12 protein-coding genes and 2 pseudogenes are annotated in these 22,287 nt (G+C 43.5%); 11 read left to right on the top strand and 3 right to left on the bottom strand.

Annotated elements, in window-relative coordinates; genetic code table 11:
• Positions 1 to 93: 93 nt before the first annotated feature.
• The 5 genes from rd (at position 94) to lgt (ending at position 3,903) form a co-directional block, all read left to right on the top strand.
• Positions 94 to 258 carry a rubredoxin gene (gene rd / locus DW917_RS11145; RefSeq protein WP_022110497.1) on the top strand — a complete coding sequence of 55 codons (165 nt, stop codon included), beginning with the start codon at positions 94 to 96 and terminating at the stop codon, positions 256 to 258.
• A 97-nt stretch (positions 259 to 355) separates the two neighbouring features.
• Positions 356 to 739: a desulfoferrodoxin gene (locus tag DW917_RS11150; RefSeq protein ID WP_022110498.1), complete on the top strand. Its 384-nt coding sequence runs from the start codon at positions 356 to 358 to the stop codon at positions 737 to 739.
• Positions 740 to 969: 230 nt separating this feature from the next.
• On the top strand, positions 970 to 1,791 hold the full coding sequence (locus DW917_RS11155; RefSeq protein WP_118118747.1) for a hypothetical protein: 822 nt from the start codon (positions 970 to 972) through the stop codon (positions 1,789 to 1,791).
• Positions 1,792 to 1,933: 142 nt separating this feature from the next.
• On the top strand, positions 1,934 to 3,037 hold the full coding sequence (gene ychF, locus DW917_RS11160) for a redox-regulated ATPase YchF (protein WP_118118749.1): 1,104 nt from the start codon (positions 1,934 to 1,936) through the stop codon (positions 3,035 to 3,037).
• Between the two features lie 5 nt (positions 3,038 to 3,042).
• Positions 3,043 to 3,903: a prolipoprotein diacylglyceryl transferase gene (gene lgt, locus DW917_RS11165; RefSeq protein WP_118118761.1), complete on the top strand. Its 861-nt coding sequence runs from the start codon at positions 3,043 to 3,045 to the stop codon at positions 3,901 to 3,903.
• Between the two features lie 216 nt (positions 3,904 to 4,119).
• On the opposite strand, the gene mutS is transcribed toward lgt, so the two are convergent.
• Positions 4,120 to 6,783, bottom strand: a complete 2,664-nt coding sequence (gene mutS, locus DW917_RS11170; RefSeq protein ID WP_022110502.1) for a DNA mismatch repair protein MutS — start codon at positions 6,781 to 6,783, stop codon at positions 4,120 to 4,122.
• A 341-nt stretch (positions 6,784 to 7,124) separates the two neighbouring features.
• On the opposite strand from mutS, the gene DW917_RS11175 reads away from it, so the two are divergent.
• From DW917_RS11175 to DW917_RS11185, 3 genes and pseudogenes are all read left to right on the top strand, one after another.
• Positions 7,125 to 8,984 (top strand): calcineurin-like phosphoesterase family protein, encoded by a 1,860-nt coding sequence (locus tag DW917_RS11175; protein ID WP_118118763.1) that lies wholly within the window; start codon positions 7,125 to 7,127, stop codon positions 8,982 to 8,984.
• Between the two features lie 27 nt (positions 8,985 to 9,011).
• Complete coding sequence (locus DW917_RS11180; protein WP_118118751.1) at positions 9,012 to 11,498, top strand: DEAD/DEAH box helicase; 2,487 nt, start codon at positions 9,012 to 9,014, stop codon at positions 11,496 to 11,498.
• A 119-nt stretch (positions 11,499 to 11,617) separates the two neighbouring features.
• Positions 11,618 to 12,036: pseudogene (locus DW917_RS11185) on the top strand (BRO family protein); the annotation flags it as partial.
• An 81-nt stretch (positions 12,037 to 12,117) separates the two neighbouring features.
• Here DW917_RS11185 and DW917_RS11190 read toward each other — a convergent pair.
• Positions 12,118 to 15,255, bottom strand: a complete 3,138-nt coding sequence (locus DW917_RS11190) for a glycoside hydrolase family 2 TIM barrel-domain containing protein (protein ID WP_233524714.1) — start codon at positions 15,253 to 15,255, stop codon at positions 12,118 to 12,120.
• 66 nt (positions 15,256 to 15,321) lie between these two features.
• Positions 15,322 to 17,649, bottom strand: a complete 2,328-nt coding sequence (locus tag DW917_RS11195) for a family 20 glycosylhydrolase (protein WP_370453533.1) — start codon at positions 17,647 to 17,649, stop codon at positions 15,322 to 15,324.
• Positions 17,650 to 18,135: 486 nt separating this feature from the next.
• On the opposite strand from DW917_RS11195, the gene DW917_RS11200 reads away from it, so the two are divergent.
• From DW917_RS11200 to DW917_RS11210, 3 genes and pseudogenes are all read left to right on the top strand, one after another.
• A complete protein-coding gene (locus DW917_RS11200) occupies positions 18,136 to 19,344 on the top strand; it encodes an ROK family transcriptional regulator (protein ID WP_187349103.1) in 1,209 nt (402 codons plus the stop codon).
• Positions 19,345 to 19,490: 146 nt separating this feature from the next.
• Positions 19,491 to 20,933: pseudogene (locus tag DW917_RS11205) on the top strand (alpha-L-fucosidase); the annotation flags it as partial.
• Positions 20,934 to 21,038: 105 nt separating this feature from the next.
• Positions 21,039 to 22,280: a SusC/RagA family TonB-linked outer membrane protein gene (locus DW917_RS11210; protein WP_233524713.1), complete on the top strand. Its 1,242-nt coding sequence runs from the start codon at positions 21,039 to 21,041 to the stop codon at positions 22,278 to 22,280.
• Positions 22,281 to 22,287: the final 7 nt, after the last annotated feature.

The raw sequence follows: 22,287 nt of genomic DNA on the forward strand, positions 1-22,287 counted from the left end.
AATACGTATCTTTGTGTCATCTACCAGTTAGAATATATTCTACTGATAGTGAGTGAATTAACTAACAGTATTAACATCAAAAACAAAAGCATTATGAAAAAATATGTATGTGATGTTTGTGGCTGGGTTTATGACCCAGAAGTAGGTGACCCAGAGGGCGGTATCGCTCCAGGTACAGCATTTGAAGATATTCCAGATGATTGGGTTTGCCCACTTTGCGGAGTAGGAAAAGACGAGTTTAGTCCTGTTGAGGAATAAACCTGAATATCCAGACCGGACAGAATCCTATCATCCTGTCCCGGTTAGCTTTTTATCATTCAATTTGGTCATCAATTAATATTAAGGAGGAATCATTATGACTAAGATTAGAGAAATCTACCGCTGCCAGATTTGCGGCAACGTGGTAGAAGTAGTAAACCCAGGAGCCGTGCTCAGTTGCTGCGGCGAGCCGATGAAGCTCATGAAGGAAAACACCAGTGATGGTGCCAAGGAGAAACATGTGCCTGTGATAGAACCTATCGAGGGCGGATATCGTGTAACGGTAGGAAGCGTAGAACATCCGATGCTTCCAGAGCATTACATCCAGTGGATAGAGTTGCTCACCCCTACAGATGTGCTTCGTCACGAGTTGAAGCCAGGCGAAAAGCCTGAAGCTATCTTCCTGACCAACGCAGAAGCCAAGGATGTTGTGGCTCGCGAATACTGCAACCTTCATGGTCTGTGGAAAGGGGAAATCTAAAGAATATAATTATCCGGGAGGGTGTGTCTCTATACTTTAGACACACCCTCCTGCTTTTTTATCCATTTCATCAAGCAACTTTTCTCTAAAAACCTTGGAACATATTGAAATAATTCGTATATTTGCACCTGGTAATGCCAAAAACCTAATTTTAAATCATAAAAATGCGTTTAAACAGAAAACGTATTAAGCATACAATTTTAATTATTAACATTTAAATTACATCAATTATGAGAAGAACAATCTTTACCCTTATCATGCTTTGTATCGCAACCCTAATCCTGCAGGCACAAACTGCATGGACAGCAGCTGGTTCCAGTACACTCTTCGGTTCTCATTGGGACGAAAAGGATACCCGCAATGACCTGATCGATAAAGGAAATGGCATCTGGGAGCTCACCAAAACCGACTGCATTCTTGAAAAAAATGTGAAATACGAACTTAAAGTCCTGAAGAATCATAATTGGGCAGAATCGTACCCTCAAACCAGCGCCAACTATGTCTTTATGGTAGAAGAGACAGGTACCTATAACGTCACTATCCAGTTTAATGAAACCAACTACGAAGTCGGGGTAATCACCAAAAAGACAGGTGATGCTGTCATTGGTGAAAAGACATGGACTGTAGCTGGATTTGGCACAATTCTCGGAGTAGAATGGGATCCGAAAGCAACAGAAAACGATATGATCAAACAGGAAGATAACGTCACCTACATTCTGACCAAGACCAATCTGACCATTGCTCAAGGCGGTTATAAATATAAGATCTGTGCTAACCACAATTGGTCAGAGAACTATGGTGATGATAATGACCCAGAAGGTAATGCCTCCATTTATATCGCAGCAGACGGAATCTACGACGTTACCTTCACCTTCAATTCAGTAACTAAGGAAGTATCAGCTACAGCTGTGCGCACCGATACAGATGGCATCAGCCAGATTGCCGGCGACGTCAAAGCTAAGAGCGTAGTCTTCAACCTTCAGGGACATCGCGTTTCAACTCCTAAACAGGGAGTTTATATCATCAACGGTAAAAAAGTGGTCGTAAAATAATAAAAACTGCTCAAAGTAATCATCAGAAAGGCATTCACCAGCATCGTGAATGCCTTTTTTAGTTTATTTACCACGAATTATTTTGTATTTTATTCGATTTAACGTACCTTTGCACCCAAATATTTAAACGTTTAAAAATAAAATGGCATTAAAATGTGGTATTGTAGGTCTTCCTAACGTGGGAAAATCTACATTGTTCAACTGTCTGTCTAGTGCAAAAGCACAGGCAGCTAACTTCCCTTTCTGTACTATCGAACCAAACTTGGGCGTCATCACCGTACCAGATGAGCGACTCAACAAATTGGCAGAGATTGTTCACCCAGGACGCATCGTCCCAGCTACTTGCGAAATCGTGGATATCGCAGGTCTTGTTAAGGGTGCCAGCAAGGGCGAAGGTCTTGGAAATAAATTCTTGGGAAATATTCGTGAGTGCGATGCAATCATCCACGTAATCCGTTGCTTCGACGATGACAATATCGTACGTGAGGGTGGCGCTAAAGTTGACCCATTGGAGGACAAGAGCGTTATCGATACAGAGTTGCAGCTCAAGGACTTGGAGACTATCGAATCCCAGCTCGCCAAGCAGCAGAAGACAGCTGCTGCAGGCAACAAGGACGCTAAAGTGATGGTTACCGTTCTGGAGGCTTACAAAGCAGAGTTGGAGCAAGGCAAGAACGCACGTGGCGTTACTTTCGAAAGCAAAGAAGAGCAGAAGGTGGCTCACGATCTCTTCCTCCTCACTACGAAACCAGTACTCTACGTAGCCAACGTAGATGAAGCTTCTGCCAAGAGCGGAAATGAATACAGCAAGAAGGTAGAGGAAATCGCTAAGGCAGAAGGTGCCGAGTGCATGGTTATCGCTGCGAAGACAGAAGAAGACATTGCATCTCTCGAAACCTACGAAGACAAGCAGATGTTCCTCGAAGAACTCGGATTGGAGGAAAGTGGTGTTAACCGCCTCATCAAGAAGGCATACGCTCTCCTGAACCTTGAGACATTCATCACTGCTGGTGAAATGGAGGTAAAGGCATGGACTTACCACAAGGGCTGGAAGGCTCCTCAGTGTGCTGGCGTCATCCATACCGACTTTGAAAAAGGATTTATCCGTGCTGAGGTCATCAAGTACGACGATTATATCCAATATGGTTCTGAGGCTGCTGTCCGCGAGGCAGGTAAACTCGGTATCGAGGGTAAGGAATATGTCGTTCAGGATGGCGACATCATGCACTTCCGTTTTAATGTTTAATTATGATAAACCTGCTTAATTATATCGTTTGGGATCCAGATCCTATTCTTGCGCATCTGGGTCCTTTGACCATCCGATATTACTCCACTTGCTGGCTTATCGGTTTACTATTGGGTTATCTGCTCATGCAGCGACTCTACAAGCAGCAGAAATTGGGCGATGACAAGTTTGAGCCTCTCTTCCTTTATATCTTCTTCGGTATTCTGGTAGGTGCACGTCTCGGTCATTGCCTCTTCTACCAGCCTGAGTATTTCCTTACGCAATGGGATCACTTCATCGAGATGCTGATACCTATGCACCACATGCCGGATGGCAGTTGGAAACTTACAGGATATGAAGGACTGGCCAGTCATGGTGGTGTATTCGGAATGTTTGTTGCCATCTGGCTCTACTGCCGCAACATGAAGGTAAAGGGCTGGGTTGTGCTCGACAATATGGGTATTGTCTCTGGTATTGCAGCCATGTTTATCCGTCTGGGTAATCTGATGAATTCAGAGATTATCGGCAAAGTGACTGATGTGCCTTGGGCATTCATCTTTGTTCGTGAAGATCAATACCCTCGCCATCCAGGACAACTCTATGAAGCCATTGCTTACCTCATTATCTTCTTGCTCATTCTCTTCATCTATAAGAAGAAAGGTACTAAGAGTGTGGGTACAGGCCTATATTTCGGTCTCTGTATCACCCTCATCTTCACCTTCCGTTTCTTCATCGAATATACGAAAGAGATTCAGGTGGCATTCGAGGCTGGACTTCCTATGGATATGGGACAGATATTGAGTATTCCACTCATTCTTCTGGGAGTTTGGAGCATCGCCTCCAGTTTTAAGAGAGCAAAGGCTCAGGAAGAGAAACAAGAGAAATAGGACTTGTCTAGGGCTTGTTATGTCATTGCGGATAGTAGTATTTACTTTGCCGAGGCTGTAATACTTATTTTGTCAATGCAGTAGCATATAGGAACCATTTTCAATTTTAACCATACAGTTAGAACTGTTTTTCTATAAAATAAGAAACTCTCCCTTGCAGGAATCCAATCCTGAACAAGGGAGAGTTTTTATTTTCAATCCATCATTATCTACTTCTTATCTTCCCATCAAAATCTTCTTGATTTCATTGAGTTTGTTCAAAGCCTCTACCGGTGTGAGATTATTGATGTCCAAACCCAATATCTCATCGCGTATCTGACTCAAAACCGGATCATCAAGCTGGAAGAAACTGAGTTGTACTCCATCCTTCGGTTCATCCAAATGCTGCATATTAGGTTTGCCGGCAGCACCCACACCCGCATTGTCATCCTCCAGTTGTTTCAGTATAACATTGGCACGATTTACGATGCTACGAGGCATACCGGCTATTTCAGCCACATGAATACCAAAAGAGTGCTCACTTCCACCCGGTTCCAACTTACGCAGGAAGATAACCTTGCCATCCACCTCCTTCACGCTTACATTGAAATTCTTGATGCGAGGAAAGTTCTTTTCCATCTCATTCAGTTCGTGATAGTGGGTAGCAAAGAGCGTACGTGCTTGCGCCTTCTTGTGCTGATGCAAGTATTCCACGATAGCCCAAGCTATTGAGATTCCATCATAAGTAGAAGTACCACGTCCTAACTCATCAAAGAGAACCAGGGAACGAGGAGAAACATTATTCAGGATATTCGCAGCCTCAGTCATCTCTACCATAAAAGTAGATTCACCAAGCGAGATATTATCACTGGCACCCACACGGGTGAATATCTTATCCACCAGACCTACTCTTGCACTCTCGGCTGGTACGAAACAGCCTACCTGTGCCAGCAGAACAATCAAGGCCGTCTGCCTTAAAAGCGCAGATTTACCGGCCATATTAGGACCCGTAATCATCATAATCTGCTGCTTTTCAGTATCGAGCAACACATCGTTTGGCACATATCGCTCACCTAAAGGCAACTGAGTTTCTATCACAGGATGGCGTCCCTGCTTGATGTCGAGCACCTCAGAATCGTCGATGACAGGACGCACATAGTGGTTTTCTTCCGATGCCTTCGAGAAGGAAAGAAGACAGTCCATACGGGCAATGAGGTTGGCATTGATTTGTATCTGAGGAATATACTCTTGCATAGAGGCTATCAGTTCATTGAAGAGTTGGGCTTCGAGAATCAAAATTTTCTCATCGGCACCGAGAATCTTCTCTTCATATTCCTTCAGTTCCTGAGTAATATATCGCTCTGCCTGAGCAAGCGTCTGCTTGCGAATCCAGTCTTCAGGCACCTTGTCCTTGAAGGTATTGCGCACCTCTAAATAATAGCCAAATACATTATTATAACCCACTTTCAGGCTGGAAATACCTGTTTTCTCTATCTCACGCTCCTGTATTTTGAGCAGATAGTCCTTACCATGCCGGCTGATGGAACGCAGATCGTCCAATTCTGCATTGTAGCCATCAGCGATAACATCGCCCTTATTGATAAGCTGCGGAGGATCCGGCTGGATTTCCTTTGCTATCCGTTCTTTCAGCGTTTCACAGAGATTGAGTTGCTCACCCACTCGCTGCAAGGCTTCATTCTTGGCATGTTGACAAGCCACCTTGATTGGCTGGATAGCCTCCAAGGCATGTTGCAATTGCACAACTTCACGAGGCGAAACTCTACCCACAGCCACTTTGGAAATGATACGTTCCAGGTCACCGATACGATGCAGTTGATCATCTATCAACTGCTTGAACTCCGGTTCCTTGAAGAAATATTCCACGATGTCGAGTCGTTCATTGATTGGACGCACATCTTTCAGCGGAAAGACAAGCCAGCGGCGGAGCATACGGCCTCCCATTGCCGTTACGGTGCGGTCGATGACATTCAGAAGCGACGAACCATCGTCCTGCATCGGAGCCACCAGTTCGAGACTGCGGATGGTAAAGCGGTCCATACGCACGAACTTATCCTCCTCAATACGGGAAAGTGCTGTAATATGATTGATTTGGGTATGCTGGGTAATCTCCAGATACTGCATGATGGCTCCGCTGGCAATGATACCGTTCTTCAGATGTTCTACACCAAAACCCTTCAAGGATTTGGTCTTGAAATGACCGAGGAGTTTCTGTCGGGCAGTCTGTTCGGTGAAAACCCAGTCGTCCAATTCGTATGTACAGTATTTAGTTCCGAAACACTGTTCGAATTTCTGTTTCATGGCACGATCATAAAGCACTTCTTTCGGCTGGAAGTTGCCCATCAGCTTCTCCACATAGTCGGGAGTACCTTCCCCTGTAAGGAATTCGCCCGTAGAGATGTCGAGGAAGCTTACACCACAAGAAGCTTTTCCGAAATGGACAGCAGCAAGGAAATTGTTCTCCTTGTAGTTCAAGACATTATCGCCCATCGCCACACCCGGAGTCACCAGTTCCGTAATGCCACGCTTCACCATCTTATCCATCTGGCTAAGCCCCTTCTTACCCTTGATTTCCAAGCGTTTCTTCTTTGGATCTTCCAGCTGGTCGCACACAGCAACACGCTTGCCGGCACGTATCAACTTAGGCAGATAAGTATCGAGTGCATGATGAGGAAAACCAGCCATCTCAGCACCACCTGCTGAACCGCCATTATTACGACGAGTCAGGGTAATACCGAGCACCTTGGAAGCCTCTATAGCATCCTCGCAATAAGTTTCATAGAAGTCACCACATCGGAAAAGCAACAGTGCCTCGGGATGTTTCGCTTTCATCTCAAAAAACTGCCGCATCATCGGCGTAAGACCTTTATTATCGTTTGCCATTATATAATTTATTCCTTTCGTTATTTTTAAGTTTATCTTTGGGGGATATTCTCTCCCAAATTCTTACTTCTTCTTTTAGTTGTGGCACAAAGATAATATTTTTCAATGAATTATCCAAAACAAATTATCTATTTTTGATAATTTACATGAAAGAAAATAGAGAGAATCATGATATAAAAGACATAAAACAGGCAAAATATGACTTCTATAGAAGACATATTTTAGTTAAAAAATGCTATATTCACAATTTGCAGATATAAATGTTACCCAAAGATAACATTTATATATTTTTAAATGATAATCTAAGGGTTATCCGACAAGAAATGCGTACTTTTGCTTACATGAAAAGAAAACAGATATATATTGCTATCATATCCCTCGTTTGCTGCGCTCTCATCGCAATCGGGGTCACTCTTCATCTGCGCAATCAGAAGGAGCCTCAGCCTACCGCTGTCAAGGCACCAGATACCCGCAAGAAGATAACCGTGGCAAAAGATACCATCAAGAAGATAAAACCTGTCATCAAGCAGGACTTCAATATTATAGGTACCCTGAGAGATACTGACGGAAAAGGTGTGGCGAACGTCATCGTAAGCGATGGATATAACTGCGTGAAGACTGATTCGCTCGGAAGATACAAGATGAAACGGGACAGTCTTGCCCGCTTCATCTACTACTGCGTGCCTGCCGACTGTGAGGTTCCTACCCATTCTGCTACAGATCGCACGGCTTGCTTCTACCAGCCAGTATCCAAGAAAAAGAAAATATATGATTTTACCCTGAAAAGACTACCTGGAGGAAAGGAAATCAGTTATAAGATGATTGTCATCGGCGACCCGCAGGTTACCAATGCCTACAGTCCTTATTATACCTCGCCCACCGACAACCCCATCAAGAAGAGCGACGTAGAGCGATTTACCACCCAGACGATGGCAGATATCAAGCAGACCATCAGGAGTCTGCCTGCCGGGACTCCTGTCTATGGACTCAGCATGGGCGATGACGTACAGTATTACGGAGGATATAATGCCCACCTGGAGAGACAGATACGCCAAGCTTTGGGCTCATCGAAGATGCGCCTCTTCTCCGTCATCGGCAATCACGACCAGGACGGAAAGGCACTCTACAGACGTAAGTGGGAGGAAAACTTCGGACCTACCGACTACTCTTTCGACCGTGGCGATGAGCACTTTGTGTGCATCAACAACTGCTTCTTCTATCGTGGGAAGGCCTATTATTCACCAGGCGAACTGCGAGAGCGGCAGATGCGCTGGCTCAAGCAGGACCTCGCCCTCACGCCCAAAGACAAAAAGGTAGTACTCTGTTACCATATTCCTTTCACCTTCGGAAATGCACCTTTCGGCAAAGCCAAACCTCTTGGCATAGAGAATGAGAAGGGACATTATTCCTCCTCTCGCCTATCCCAACTCCTGGCACTTCTGCATCAGTTTGAGGGAGGATACGAACTCTTTTGCGGTCACACCCATTTCGCCTGCAACCATGAAATCCGGTATGAGGGCGAGGATGTGATGGAGCATTGTCATGCTGCAGCATGTGGCAATATCTGGCAATCCAACATAAATATCTGTGGTACACCAAACGGCTATTATGTCTATCAGTTCATTGGTACCCGCCTTACCGATTGCTATTATAAGGGCACATTCTGGGATAAGAACAAACAGATGACCATCTTCAGAGCACAGACCGACTTCAATGGCGAATCGTATGCTGAGGACTGGGGACTTTCCAAAGATAAAAATAAGAATATACTGGTAGCCAATGTCTTTAACGCCGACTCCCACTGGCGGGTTGTGGCAATAGAAGATGGCAAGGAATACCGGATGCACCGCATCAGCAGCAAAGGTCAGGATGCCTTTGCCGCTGGCTATCATCATAAATACAGCGAATCAGTATCCTATCGTTTTGTTAGCAAGGGCAACAGTTATCTGCTCATGAACCATCTGTATTATTATGTCCCAAAGAATCCGAATGCCAGAATAACAATCAAGGCTTCAGACCCTTATGGTCATACATTTACCGCAGAGAGTACCGAAGCGGTCAGTGAGCCTTTCTTCAATTACGCTCACTACTATGAGCAGGAGAATCAGGAATACAAGAAGGCAAGAAACTCCCTCTTGCGAGATTCTACCATAAATAGGCAGAAAGATTCGACACAAAGCAATCGACATACAAAGCAATAAGCATAAAATAACATAAAGCATAAGAAAATGGCAAAGAACAATACCCCAAAAGCTGTCAAGACTGAAAAGAATGCCAAGAATACAGCAACGAGTACAAAGAAAACCACAAAGAAAAAGAAAAATGTCAAGGTTTCTCATATCGTTAAACCAGCAGAAATGACTCTGGAAGAATGGCAAATCAAACTTCGCAAACAAGTGACAGAAACAGAACACTTCAATATCAGTTGTGTAGATGATGAACTTTGCCCTGGCGAATATATCGTTCGCAATCCAGAGAAAAATAACGAGTACAAGGTAGTGTATCGTGGAGCCAACAGCGAATGGAATTATTGTTCTTGTATGGATTTCAAAACTTCAAAACTTGGCACATGTAAGCATCTCGAAGCCGTGAAGAAATGGTTTAGTGGAAAACGAGGCTTACATGTACATCGTGAGCTTCCTCCTTACACCTCTGTCTATCTATCTTACAGAGACGAACGATGCGTGAAGATTCGCATCGGAAGCGAAAACAAGGAAGCATACGAAAAACTTGCCAAAGATTATTTCGACGAAAAACATGTTCTAAAGAAAGCTGCCTATGCCCATATCGGATCTTTCTTAAAGCAAGCCCGCCAAATTAGCGATACATTCAGATGCTATAAAGATGCCATTGACTTTATCATCGACAAACGAGAGAAATCTACAAGAGAGAAGATTGTCAAGACGTACGATGATAAGAAACTCGATAATCTTCTGAAAGTTAAACTCTATCCTTACCAAAAGGAGGGTATCCGCTTTGCAGCCAAGGCAGGAAAAGCTATCATTGCCGACGAAATGGGTCTCGGCAAGACAATCCAAGCCATTGGAACAGCCGAACTTCTAAGAAAAGAAGGACTCATCGGCTCTGTACTCATCCTCTGCCCTACCTCCTTGAAATACCAGTGGCGCAGTGAAATCAAAAAGTTTACTGATGCCGAGGTCTTTGTTATAGAGGGAAATCATCTCAAGAGAAAGGATGCCTACAATCGTCCAGAACCTTACAAGATTATCTCCTATAATAGTGCCGCCAACGACATTAAGATACTCGGCAGTCTGCAAACCGACATGCTCATCATGGATGAGGTGCAACGCCTCAAAAATTGGAATACCCAAATTTCCCGTGCAGCAAGAAAGATAGAATCCGATTACTCCGTGATTCTATCGGGTACACCTTTAGAGAATAAACTTGACGAACTATACTCCATCGTGGAATTTGTCGATAATTTCCGTCTTGCCCCATACTATATTTTCAAGGAAAACCATATCATCACCGACGAAACTGGCAAAGTATTGGGATACAAGAACTTGAACAAGATAGGCGAAAAACTCAACGACATCCTCATCCGCCGTCGCAAGAAAGACGTGAAACTCCAGATGCCTGAGCGAATGGACAAAAATCTCTTCGTACCTATGACAAAGGAGCAGATGGGAATGCATGCAGAATGGCAATTCCAAGTAAGCTTCCTTGTGAAAAGATGGCGCGCCCACCATTTTCTTTCAGACAAAGACAGAAAGCGTTTACTCCTGTTGTTATCACAGATGCGCATGGTATGCGATAGCAGTTATATCCTCGACCAAAAAACAAGATTCGATACCAAGGTGGATGAATGTATCAATATTATCAGCGACATCATCAGCGAAGAAGGTGAAAAAGTTGTGGTATTCAGCCAATGGGAACGCATGACTCGCCTCATCGCCAAAGAACTGGAGAAGAAAGAGATAGGTTATGAATACTTACATGGCGGTGTCCCATCCGAAAAGCGTAAGAACTTAGTGGACAACTTCATGAATGAACCGTCAAGCCGAGTTTTTCTTTCTACAGATGCTGGCAGCACAGGCTTGAATCTGCAGGCAGCCGCTACCATTATCAACATAGACCTGCCTTGGAACCCTGCCGTTCTCGAACAGCGCATAGGGCGCATCTATCGCCTTGGTCAACAGAATAATATTCAAGTTATCAATCTCGTGACTCCCCACTCTATTGAAGAAGAAATGCTTGGTAAATTACGTTTCAAAACCTCTATGTTTGAGGGTGTACTCGATGATGGCGAGGACTCTATATTCATCAGCGACGATAAATTCACCAAGATGATGGAAGCCGTAAGCGGCATCATGGAGGAAGTAAAAACAGAAAACAAGGAAGACTGGACTAATCAAGATATAACCGAAGAAGGCGAAGAGAAGAACAACAAGGCAAATACTCCAGAAGTAAAAGCGGAACCAGATAAATCCAAAGACATATCTTCCATTGCTCCACATTCCGCCACTACAGTTACTCATCGCCCAGCTGAGCCAAAAGACTTAGTTGCCCAAGGAGTATCCTTCCTCTCTGGTTTGGCAGAGACTTTGAAATCACCAGAGGCAACAGCACAACTGGTAGATTCTATAATAGAAAAAGACGAACAGACAGGCGAGACTTCTATAAAGATTCCTGTGGAGAGCAAGGAAACAGTTTCTAACCTCTTGAATCTCATCGGAAAACTGTTTGCGAAATAACTGCAAAGAATCCAAGACAGATAAAAATATCTGAGAATTTGATGATGAACCGTATAACAAGCTGAACTAAACGGAGAGTTTTTTTAAAAAGAGTAAGACATTATATTAAACAAAATAATATGAAGGAAGAAGAAATTAAAGAATTGTTTGAACAATTCGAAGCTATCGCCAACGAATATAAAGGCATAGAGTGTTGGAGTGCAAGAGAACTTGCACAAGTATTGGGTTATACTTTGAAGGTATTATAGAAAAGGCAAAAGCATCATGTACCAATGCAGGGCAAGAGGTATCATACCATTTTGCTGATGTCAGCAAAATGGTCACCCTTGGTTCTGGATCTCAGCGTGAAGTCAAAGACTACATGCTGACTCGTTATGCTTGCTACCTTATTGCACAAAATGGTGACCCACGCAAGCCACAAATCTCTTTTGCCCAAAACTACTTTGCCGTACAAACTCGCCGAGCAGAATTGGTGCAAAAGCGTTTGCAGGAATACGAACGTGTACAAGCACGTGCAAAACTTGCTGAAACAGAAAAGCGGCGCCGCCTGTAAATCCGCAGGAAAGCGCCGCCCATTGTAAACCTATTCTCGTACAAATATGACTTCTTGAAAATAAAACTACTTTGCCTTGATGACGAAGCGGAATTCGCGGTCGCCATAATGCATGCGGTATTTCTCCATAGGCTTAGTCATCCAGCTGTCGATGCAACCTAAGCCGTACTGGCGTTGCTGGATATGTACCTGTGTCAAGCCCTTGTCAACCAAATCACCGCTATGCTGTCCCCAAGCATGCTCTTTTTCATCGCCAGAATCCAAATCCTCAATAGAATAAGGAATGGCACTGCACTCCATCGGAGCATACCCCTCGAAAGTAATACCCTTGCCTGATGCTGGATTGAAGATGGAGAAATAACGGATATCTGTATGGTTGCCACTCTCCTGAGGACGAATATAAGGATAATACTCATCCTTTACATCCGACTCATATTTGCCAATAAAGGTAGAAGAATGACGGTCGATATAATTCTCCTCCGGGCCACGGCCATAATATTCCAACTTAGAGAATGATGCAGGCAAATCCAATACCATACCATATCGGAACAAGTCAGCTATCTTAGCCGCTTTATCCGTGGTCATCTTCTCGGTAACAGAAACCTCACCTACCGCATTGATGCGATAACGAAGTACCAACTCAGCCTTCACCTCAGGCATTTCAAAGGTAGCCGTCAAAACAACACTATCCTTCATCTCACTCTTGTCGAATGACTTCAAGTTCATTACAGGATTTTTCCAAACCTTCAACTCCTTCTGCAAAGAAGCACCATAATCATTATCAGTAGGAGCACGCCAGAATTCAGGCTTCATGCTCTCGCGGAATTTCAAGATAGGCTCACCGTCCACGTCAAGATAGTCAATCAAACCCGTCTTTTTGCCTATAGTAACCGACATTCTCTTGGCAGAAACCTTCACATAGCTATTGGTTTCCTCTAACTCTATATTGCTGGTACTCTGGAGTTTCCCTTTCTTACCAGAAATCTTAGTAGAAGTCGCCGCAATAGGAGTATCTACCTTATTAAACTGATATTCATTGATGACAAACTGCTGGCGGGCCATTACCTGTCCTTTCTCTACCAATGGTTCCGTACCATCGCTGGCAAAGGCAAAATTGACTGTAATTTCCTCCTTACCATGTTCAGACTCTGCTTCAGCAATAGCATACTTCAAAGCATCACTCTTCACCATTTTAGTAGTCTGAGGAGCAATACCCTTAGTCTCAGGAATCTCAACAGTAGATAACTTCACACCATTAGCATAGATAGTTGCAGTAAGGTGCAGGTCGTCAATCTTCTTGAAGAAATTCTCATTATAGATATTGAAAGCACCATTCACGGCATCCAGATCCTTGATCCATACATTCTGATGCCAATACTGGATTTCGTAGGCATGCGGATTCAAACGGCGGTCTGGAGCAATGATACCATTGCAATTGAAGTTGTAGTCACTGGCAGGATAACGCCCATAGTCGCCACCATAGGTAAAGATTTCCTTGCCTGTAATTGGACTCTTGTCACGCAGACCCTGATCTACAAAGTCCCAGATGTATCCACCCTGATACTTAGGATATTTGCGAATCAGATCCCAGTACTCCTTGAAACCGCCCTCTGAGTTACCCATCGCATGAGCATACTCACATTGGATATAAGGTTTTACGCCATCACTCTTGCAATATTTCTCACTCTCCTCGTAGTCGATGTACATCGGACAATGAATATCTGTCTTACTGTCATATCCACCACGCTCATACTGCACAGGACGAGTCTGATCATAGGCTTTCACCCAGTCATAGGTCTTCTCGAAGTTGATGCCATAGCCACACTCATTACCCAAACTCCATACGATGATGGAAGGATGGTTGATGAAAGTCTTCACATTACCCTCGTTACGCTCAATATGAGTCTGGAGGTATTCAGGGAACTTGGCGAGAGATTTCTCATCATATCCCATACCATGAGATTCAAGGTTTGCCTCAGCAGTCACATAGATTCCATATTCATCACAGAGGTCATACCAGCGAGGATCATCAGGATAATGACAGGTACGAACAGCGTTGATATTCAACTGCTTCATAATCTTAATATCCTGAATCATGCGCTCCACGCTGACCACATAGCCACCATCAGGATCTATTTCATGACGGTTAGCACCCTTGATCAGGACAGGCTTGCCATTGACCAGGAGCTGTGCATTCTTGATTTCCACATTGCGGAAACCTATCTTTTGAGGAATAACCTCCGATACACCCTGCTTATTTTTCAAAGTAATGAATGCCTTATATAAATAAGGTGTTTCTGCAGTCCATGCCTTCACCCCTGGCACCTTAATAGTACCCTGTACACCAGAAGCCTCAGCAATCTTCTTGCCATCCTTATCACACAATGTAAGAGTAACATCAGTCTTACCACCCTTCAAGGCTACCTGATAGTTCAGGACACCATCCCGGTATTGATTTTCCAAACCTGCATCCAGACGGATATCAGCTGCATGAACTTTCGGACGGGCATAGAGATATACCTCACGGGCAATTCCTGTAAAACGCCAGAAGTCCTGATCCTCAAAATAAGAACCATCACACCAGCGCATCACCTGCATAGCAATGAGGTTTTTGCCTGGTTTCAGATATTTGGAGATATTAAACTCTGCAGCCACCTTGCTGTCTTCGCTATATCCCACATACTTGCCATTCACCCAGAGAGTCAAATTGCTGGTAGCAGAACCTACATGGAAATATACATCCTTTCCCTTCCAGTCCTTAGGCAGGTCAAAGGTGCGGCGATAGGAACCCGTATAGTTGTTGAGTTCGCTGATATAAGGAGGATTTGGGTCAAACTGGGTAGCCCAGGCATAACCGATATTCTTATAAGTAGCATCGCCATAGCCATTCAGTTCAAACAAGCCCGGTACAGGAAAATCCTTCCATTGAGAATCATCAAAGTTGGTAGCGAAGAAATTGACAGGACGCTTGTTGTAGTCCTTGACGAAATTAAATTTCCAAGTGCCTTCCATCGAAAGGTAGTTGGCTGAATTTTTCTTCTCGAAAGCCTGAGCCTTATCCTGATTCTCGAAAGCAAAGAACGCAGCACGGCGAGGAGCACGATTCTGCTGATTGACATCTACATTATGCCATCTGTTGGCATCTTGCGCCCTTACTTCGCCATGCCCATTAAGAACCATGGCACCCAATAGGGCAAGAAACATGAAATTTCTTTTGTTCATATTCATGAATATTTATGATTTAAAAACAGGTTTTACCTTATTATATATTTAATGGAACAGTTGACTATCTTCAACATCCGCAAATTCCTTGGAATTATCCTTGCGCATCTGCAGGTTGAGTCCGTTCCACCAAGAAGGCCAGCCACCAGTAATATTGGCTATGAAGACATACTTGATAGGATGTAACCCCTTAGCCAAAGCTACGCAGTTGTCACGATGGGAAATACTCTTCACTTCGCTGGAGTTGTCGATAAGCAACTTACTGTCAATCCAAACCTGGTCGGCACGGGAAGAAACATAATATACACCATCCTCTGGCACCATCACATATCCTTCAGCAATAGAAGCATAACCATTCTCTCCACGCAGAGTGCGAGCATCGTCAGCCTGCTTCAATTTCATTTCGCCAAAGTTGCGGATAACAGAATTTTCCCAGACGCCATCCGTCCATTCTAAGTCATTCACATGATGATAATACCCCTTGATACGCTTCATCTCCAAACCCGGCTTTACATCTTTCACTTCAACAGAAGGAGCATAATTCTGTTTCTCCACCTGGATGGTTCTGATGCGACTCATCTTACCAGAAGACAAAACCGTAGCAATATTGATGATACAATCATGGTTTACAGGGATAGGAGCAGTATAGACCAAAGACTCAGGAGTAGGCATCGTACCATCCAGTGTATAGACCATTTTCATCGGACGAGAAGTGGTAAAGGTTACTGTAGTATCCTTGGTAATCACCACTTTATCGCAGGATCCGTATGGCTGCTCCGGCAGAGGAAGATGATATTTGATACAACGTTCATCAAGTCTTACGAGGTTAGCATCCACTCGCTTGCTGAAATCCGTAAAGTTCTTACGACTCAATGGCGACCAGGCCACCTCAGAGAGTGCCAGGGCACGAGGATACATCATATACTCCATCTTGGCATTGGAATACATATATTCAGACCAGTTGTTGCATTGCACACCCAAAATATGCTTATCAAGTCCAGCCTTGCGGATTACATCAGGAACAGGGTCGAAACTATAGGTTTTGGCCAGATAGACAGGACTGCTTGGAATCGTGATTGGTTCTATCTTACTGTCGCCCTGATAATGGTCAAGGTAAAGCCCACCAGAACCAGGAGTCATGATAACATCATGCCCTTGCTTAGCAGCTTCGATACCTCCATCAATACCTCGCCAAGACATGACGGTAGCATTCTCACTCAATCCACCTTCCAGAATTTCATCCCATCCGATGATTTTCTTACCATACTTCTCCAGCATCTTTTCTACACGCTTGATGACGTAGCTCTGCAGTCTTTCCTCTGCAGTGTGCTTGCCATCGCCCTGAAGATGCTCGTCAACAATACGCTTCTGACAAGTAGGGCAGGTTTTCCAACTGTTTTTCGGGCACTCGTCGCCACCTATATGGAAATATTTACCAGGGAAGAGCGGCACCATTTCCTTGAAGATATCATCCAGGAAATGGAACATCAATTCCTTGCCGGGACACATCACGATGTCCTCGATACCCCAAACCATTCTTGGAGTCCATTGCTCTCCCTTGCAGGACAATTCCGGATAAGCAGCAATAGCCGCCATCATGTGTCCAGGAAGATCCACCTCAGGAATCACCGTCATATAACGCTTGGCAGCATAATCCACGATATCCTTAATCTCCTCCTGTGTATAAAAACCTCCATAGATAGAGCCATCGCCTTCCTTGCGATAACCGCCAATAGAAGTCAGTTTAGGATATTTCTTGATTTCAATACGCCAGCCCTGATCTTCCGTCAGATGGAAATGCATCGTATTGACCTTGAGAGAAGCCATCAGGTCAATCTGCTTCTTCACATTCTGTACAGTAATGAAATGACGGCATGGATCGAGATGGAAACCACGATAACCGAAACGAGGATAGTCTTCGATATCACAACATTGTGCCACCCATTTGACTCCCTTTACCAGAAAAGTACTTTCCACTTCCGCTGGCAACAACTGCAGGAAGGTCTGCATACCATAGAAGGCTCCCTTGCCAGTCTTAGCTTTGATAACCACTCCCTTGGCAGTAACCTGAAGGCGATAGCCCTCCTCATTCATTTTCATCGAAGGGTTGATAATGATAGAGATATTTCCCTTCTTGTTGCCCACATTGACCTCATATCCAGTAGAAGTCTTGAGCTTGCCTGCCAGATAACCAGCTATCGCTTTACCTTCCTCTGTATTGTAGGAAATACCAAGGCTGGAAGGCAAAATAAATTCTCCACGCTGTTGGGTGAGTTTGACTGGTATTGGAATCACATTGACTTCTGCAGCCAAAGAACACACAGGATTCATCCCCAAGTAAACCATGAGGGCGAATGCTGGAAATAGTTTTTTAATCTGATTCATATCGTATTCAGTTGTTAGTTTGATCTAGTTATTCAAATATGAGGTTTTAATCTTTCTAATATCTTTTATTAGTTGCCAATATTTTAATAAAATATTTTATTTTGCAAAGATATATGTTTTTTGTGTTACTTCAAAGGTTTTATGGTTAATAAATCTAAAACACCAATACTTTTTCGTATCTTGTCATCTTTATGCAGATAAGTGTATATTTGCCATATTATCAGATATTTACGTGCAAAGGAACAAAATAACTCACGGAAAGAGTGAGACTATTTTCTATCATAAGAATTTTAATAAAAAGGACTTTAAAATAGAAACTCTAAAGTTTACTTATATATATAAATAAGGTGTAGGGGCTAAAAAACAGCCTCAAAATAATAAAAAAGCAAAGAAATGAACATATTTAATGTTTATTAACTACAAAAATGTTGCACGTATTAATAAAAGCTTTATCTTTGCAAATAAAAAATATTACTTATGAAACAAGAGATAATAAAATATATTAAGAATATAGGTAAAAAAGCTACTATACCTAAGAAAATCTTGGAGCATTTTATATCTCACGGACATTCCACTATCCCGGAAATATCTAAGAGTATAGGAGTAAGTCTCCCAACCACGACAAGCGCCTTAAATGAGATGATGACAGTGGGAATAGTCAAAGAATTCGGAAAGAAGGAAACTGCCATGGGGCGCATCCCAATGCTTTACGGTTTGAAGCCTAAGGCAGGTTACTTTATAGGTGCCAATCCGGAAATGGACAGTCTGGCACTTTCTGCAAGTGATTTCTGCGGCAACCAGATAGTGGAAAAGACAAAAATTCCCTACTGTTACGAAAACACTCCGGAGAATCTGGAAAAACTCGGAAGCATCATCAATGATTTCATAGACAGTCTTCCTATCAAGAAAGAGGAAATACTAAATGTCTGTGTCAATGTAGCAGAACGCGTTAATCCTTTTGAAGGAACGGCATACAATATGTTTACATTTACCGAAAAACCTTTGGCAACGGAAATATCAGAAATGATTAATTTGCCGGTTTGCATCGAAAACGACACCAGAAGCATGACCTATGCAGAATACATCAAAGGCTGCAGTAAAGGAATGAAAGACATTATCTTTGTGAATGTGTGCTGGGGTCTCGGAATCGGAATCATCATAGACGGTAAACTCTATTATGGAAAGTCTGGATATTCCGGTGAATTTGGACATACACCTGGCTACAACAACAACATCATCTGCCACTGTGGAAAAATCGGTTGCATAGAAACTGAAACTTCTGGCAGAGCACTGAAAAGAAAATTGACCGAAGCACTTCTGGAAGGAAAACAATCCATACTTTCAGACAAGGTGGTAAACAGAAAAGAAGAGTTAAACTTACAAGATATTCTGGACGCCATCGCAAAAGAAGATGTGCTTAGCTTAGTTATCCTGCAACATGTTGCAGATGAACTGGGAAAACAACTGGCAGGAATCATCAACATCTTCAACCCAGAAATGCTGGTCATCGGAGGCGAAATGTCGGCTACAGGAGATTATCTGACATTGCCTATCAGAATGGGCATCAAGAGATTCTCTCTCAACGTCATGAACGAGGATTCTAAGATTGTAACCTCCGAACTGAAAGGTCAAGCGGGCGTAGTGGGAGCCTGTCTCATGGCAAGATACAGATTACTCTATGCTTAGCAAATACCTCTCTCTAACTGACAACTATATATACATGACTAACAAAAATCAACAAAAACCTGATTAAATATAAATCTATCTCTCTATATATAAAGGTATGAGAAGATACATTGTGTACGAGAAAAAATAACTTAAACCGAAACAACATGAGAAAATGCTTTCTGATTGCCATGATGTTGGGAATCTCAACACTGGCAATTTCGGCACAAAAGACATCCAAGTCACTGGAGCCTGTGCAACCAACTCCTACTACCAAACAGGTAGAATGGCAGAAAATGGAAACATACGCTTTCATCCACTTTGGATTGAACACTTTCAATGACAAAGAATGGGGATACGGAAACTCGGATGTAAAAACCTTCAATCCCAAGAAATTGGACTGCGAGCAATGGGCAAGAACACTTGCTGCTGCAGGTATGAAAGGGGTCATCATCACTGCAAAGCACCATGATGGCTTCTGTCTTTGGCCAACCCATACGACAGATTACTGCATCCGAAACACTCCTTATAAGAATGGTGAAGGTGATGTCGTGGGAGAACTTTCCAAAGCTTGCCAAAAATATGGATTGAAGTTCGGCATATACCTCTCACCTTGGGACAGAAATCAGGCCAGTTACGGCTCACCATATTACCTGAAACTCTACCAGCGCCAACTCAAGGAACTGCTGAGCAACTATGGTGAACTCTTCGAAATCTGGTTTGATGGAGCCAACGGAGGAGATGGATGGTACGGAGGAGCAGAGGAAAAACGAACCATCGACAGAAAGCACTACTACGACTTCCCTAAAATCTTCCAGATTGTAGATAGTCTCCAGCCAAATGCCACTATTTTCGGTGATGGCGGACCAGGGTGCAGATGGGTAGGAAACGAAAACGGATTTGCAGGTGAAACCTGCTGGTCTATGATTCCTTCCAATACCGTATATCCAGGCTATAAAAACTACAAGCAACTGCAATTCGGCTGGGAAAATGGTGATCAATGGACCCCCGCAGAATGTGATGTATCCATCAGACCAGGATGGTTCTATCACGAAACTGAGGACAGCAAGGTCAAAACCGTTGACCAGTTATGTGATCTTTATTATAGAAGTGTAGGGCACAATGCCACATTCTTGCTTAATTTTCCGGTAAATAAAGATGGGCTCATTCATCCTATTGACTCAGCCAATGCAGTCAACTTCCACAAGAAGATACAGCAAGAATTGTCCAACAATGTCTTGAAAGGCATCACTCCTAAAACGGATAGCCAACAAGGCAAAAACATTGGCAAAAACATGACCGATGGGAAATACGACACCTTCTGGGCTTCGAAAACGATCAAAGGAGCAAGCATCGAATTCCGTCTGGGCAAGACACAAGAAATCTCTCGCCTTATGCTTCAGGAATACATCCCATTGGGACAACGGGTAAAAGCCTTCACTGTCTATTATCTCCAAGACAAGAACTGGGTGAAACTCAATCAGAAGGAAGAGACAACGACAATCGGCTACAAGCGCATTCTCAGATTTGACAAGATCAAAACCAATGGTCTTCGCATCGTATTCGATGATGCCCGAGGTTGCCCTTGCATCAACAATATTGCTGCCTACTAAACAGATAGAAATATCTGTCAGGCAGATATAAAGCAAAAATAAAAAAGAACAAAATTATTATCTAAATAACTAACGTAAACAATTACACCTATGAACAAAAAAGTGAATTTTTATTTCGCGGCTCTTTTAGGTACTATGTCACCTCTTTGCGCCGTTCCAGCGTTAGCAAGCCAAAGCTTGATTGCAACTGCTACGCAACAGCAAAATTCCTGTACTGGTAATGTCATCGACCCTGCTGGTGAACCTCTTATTGGCGCTACCATTAGAGTTGATGGACAGGTAGGCGGTACTGTTACCGATATCGATGGTAACTTTACGCTCTCTAACTTAAAGAAAGGTGCCAAACTGACCATTACATCTATTGGCTACAAGGCGCAGACTGTAACATGGAATGGTGCTCCATTAAAAATCACCATGCAAGACGATGCCAACATGCTCGAAGAGACTGTAGTCATCGGTTATGGTACAGTAAAGAAGGCTGACTTAGCAGGTTCAGTTGCAGTATTAGACGGCAAGAGTTTCAAGGACCAGCCTGTTGCACGTGTTGAGGATGCCCTCAACGGACGTATGTCTGGTGTGCAGGTAATGTCAAGTGGTATTCCTGGTGGAGCCATGAAGATTCGTGTTCGTGGTACCAGCTCAGTAAACAAGAGCAACGACCCTCTCTACGTAGTAGACGGTATCGTTCGTGAGACTGGTCTTGAGGGTATCAGCCCTGAAGATATCCAGAGCATTCAGGTATTGAAGGATGCTTCTTCTACCGCTATCTATGGTGCCCGTGGTGCCAATGGTGTTGTGATGGTACAGACCAAGAGCGGTAAGGCTGGTGCTACACAGGTAACATTCGATGCTTCCGTAGGTTTCTCAAGCGCTTATCACATTCCAGAGGTCATGGGAACCAAGGAGTATGCACAGGCTTTGATTGATTACAAGGGTGTATCTCAGGGTGCTATGCAGGATTATCTTGACGGCACTAAGCCTGGTATCGACTGGATGGACGAACTGCTCCGTACAGGTATCACTCAGAACTATAAGGTAGCAGTTTCTCAGGGTAATGATAAAACTCAGACTTACTTCTCTGCCAACTATATGGACCAGAAGGGTGTTATCACAGATACCAGCTCTAAGCGATACGCTATCAAGGCTAACATGCACAACAAGATATTCGACTGGTTGGAAATGACCACCGATATCAATCTGGCTCAGACCGACAACTCAGGTGCTGATTTTCTTCAGAACCAATCTAACCCTATTTGGGTAGGTTTGAACTACTCTCCTACCATGGAGATGATGGATGCAAATGGCAATTATATCCTCAAATCCGCAACCGCCCTCATAAGATGACACAGAG

It is taken from the genome of Prevotella sp. AM42-24, assembly GCF_003461825.1.
GTDB classification, from domain to species: Bacteria; Bacteroidota; Bacteroidia; order Bacteroidales; family Bacteroidaceae; genus Prevotella; species Prevotella hominis.

Bases quoted from the DNA above. Each gene is read 5' to 3' on its own strand.
- rd (WP_022110497.1), top strand. From the start codon at position 94: ATGAAAAAATATGTATGTGATGTTTGTGGCTGGGTTTATGACCCAGAA.
- DW917_RS11150 (WP_022110498.1), top strand. From the start codon at position 356: ATGACTAAGATTAGAGAAATCTACCGCTGCCAGATTTGCGGCAACGTG.
- DW917_RS11155 (WP_118118747.1), top strand. From the start codon at position 970: ATGAGAAGAACAATCTTTACCCTTATCATGCTTTGTATCGCAACCCTA.
- ychF (WP_118118749.1), top strand. From the start codon at position 1,934: ATGGCATTAAAATGTGGTATTGTAGGTCTTCCTAACGTGGGAAAATCT.
- mutS (WP_022110502.1), bottom strand. From the start codon at position 6,783: ATGGCAAACGATAATAAAGGTCTTACGCCGATGATGCGGCAGTTTTTT.
- DW917_RS11175 (WP_118118763.1), top strand. From the start codon at position 7,125: ATGAAAAGAAAACAGATATATATTGCTATCATATCCCTCGTTTGCTGC.
- DW917_RS11180 (WP_118118751.1), top strand. From the start codon at position 9,012: ATGGCAAAGAACAATACCCCAAAAGCTGTCAAGACTGAAAAGAATGCC.
- DW917_RS11190 (WP_233524714.1), bottom strand. From the start codon at position 15,255: ATGTTTCTTGCCCTATTGGGTGCCATGGTTCTTAATGGGCATGGCGAA.
- DW917_RS11200 (WP_187349103.1), top strand. From the start codon at position 18,136: ATGAAACAAGAGATAATAAAATATATTAAGAATATAGGTAAAAAAGCT.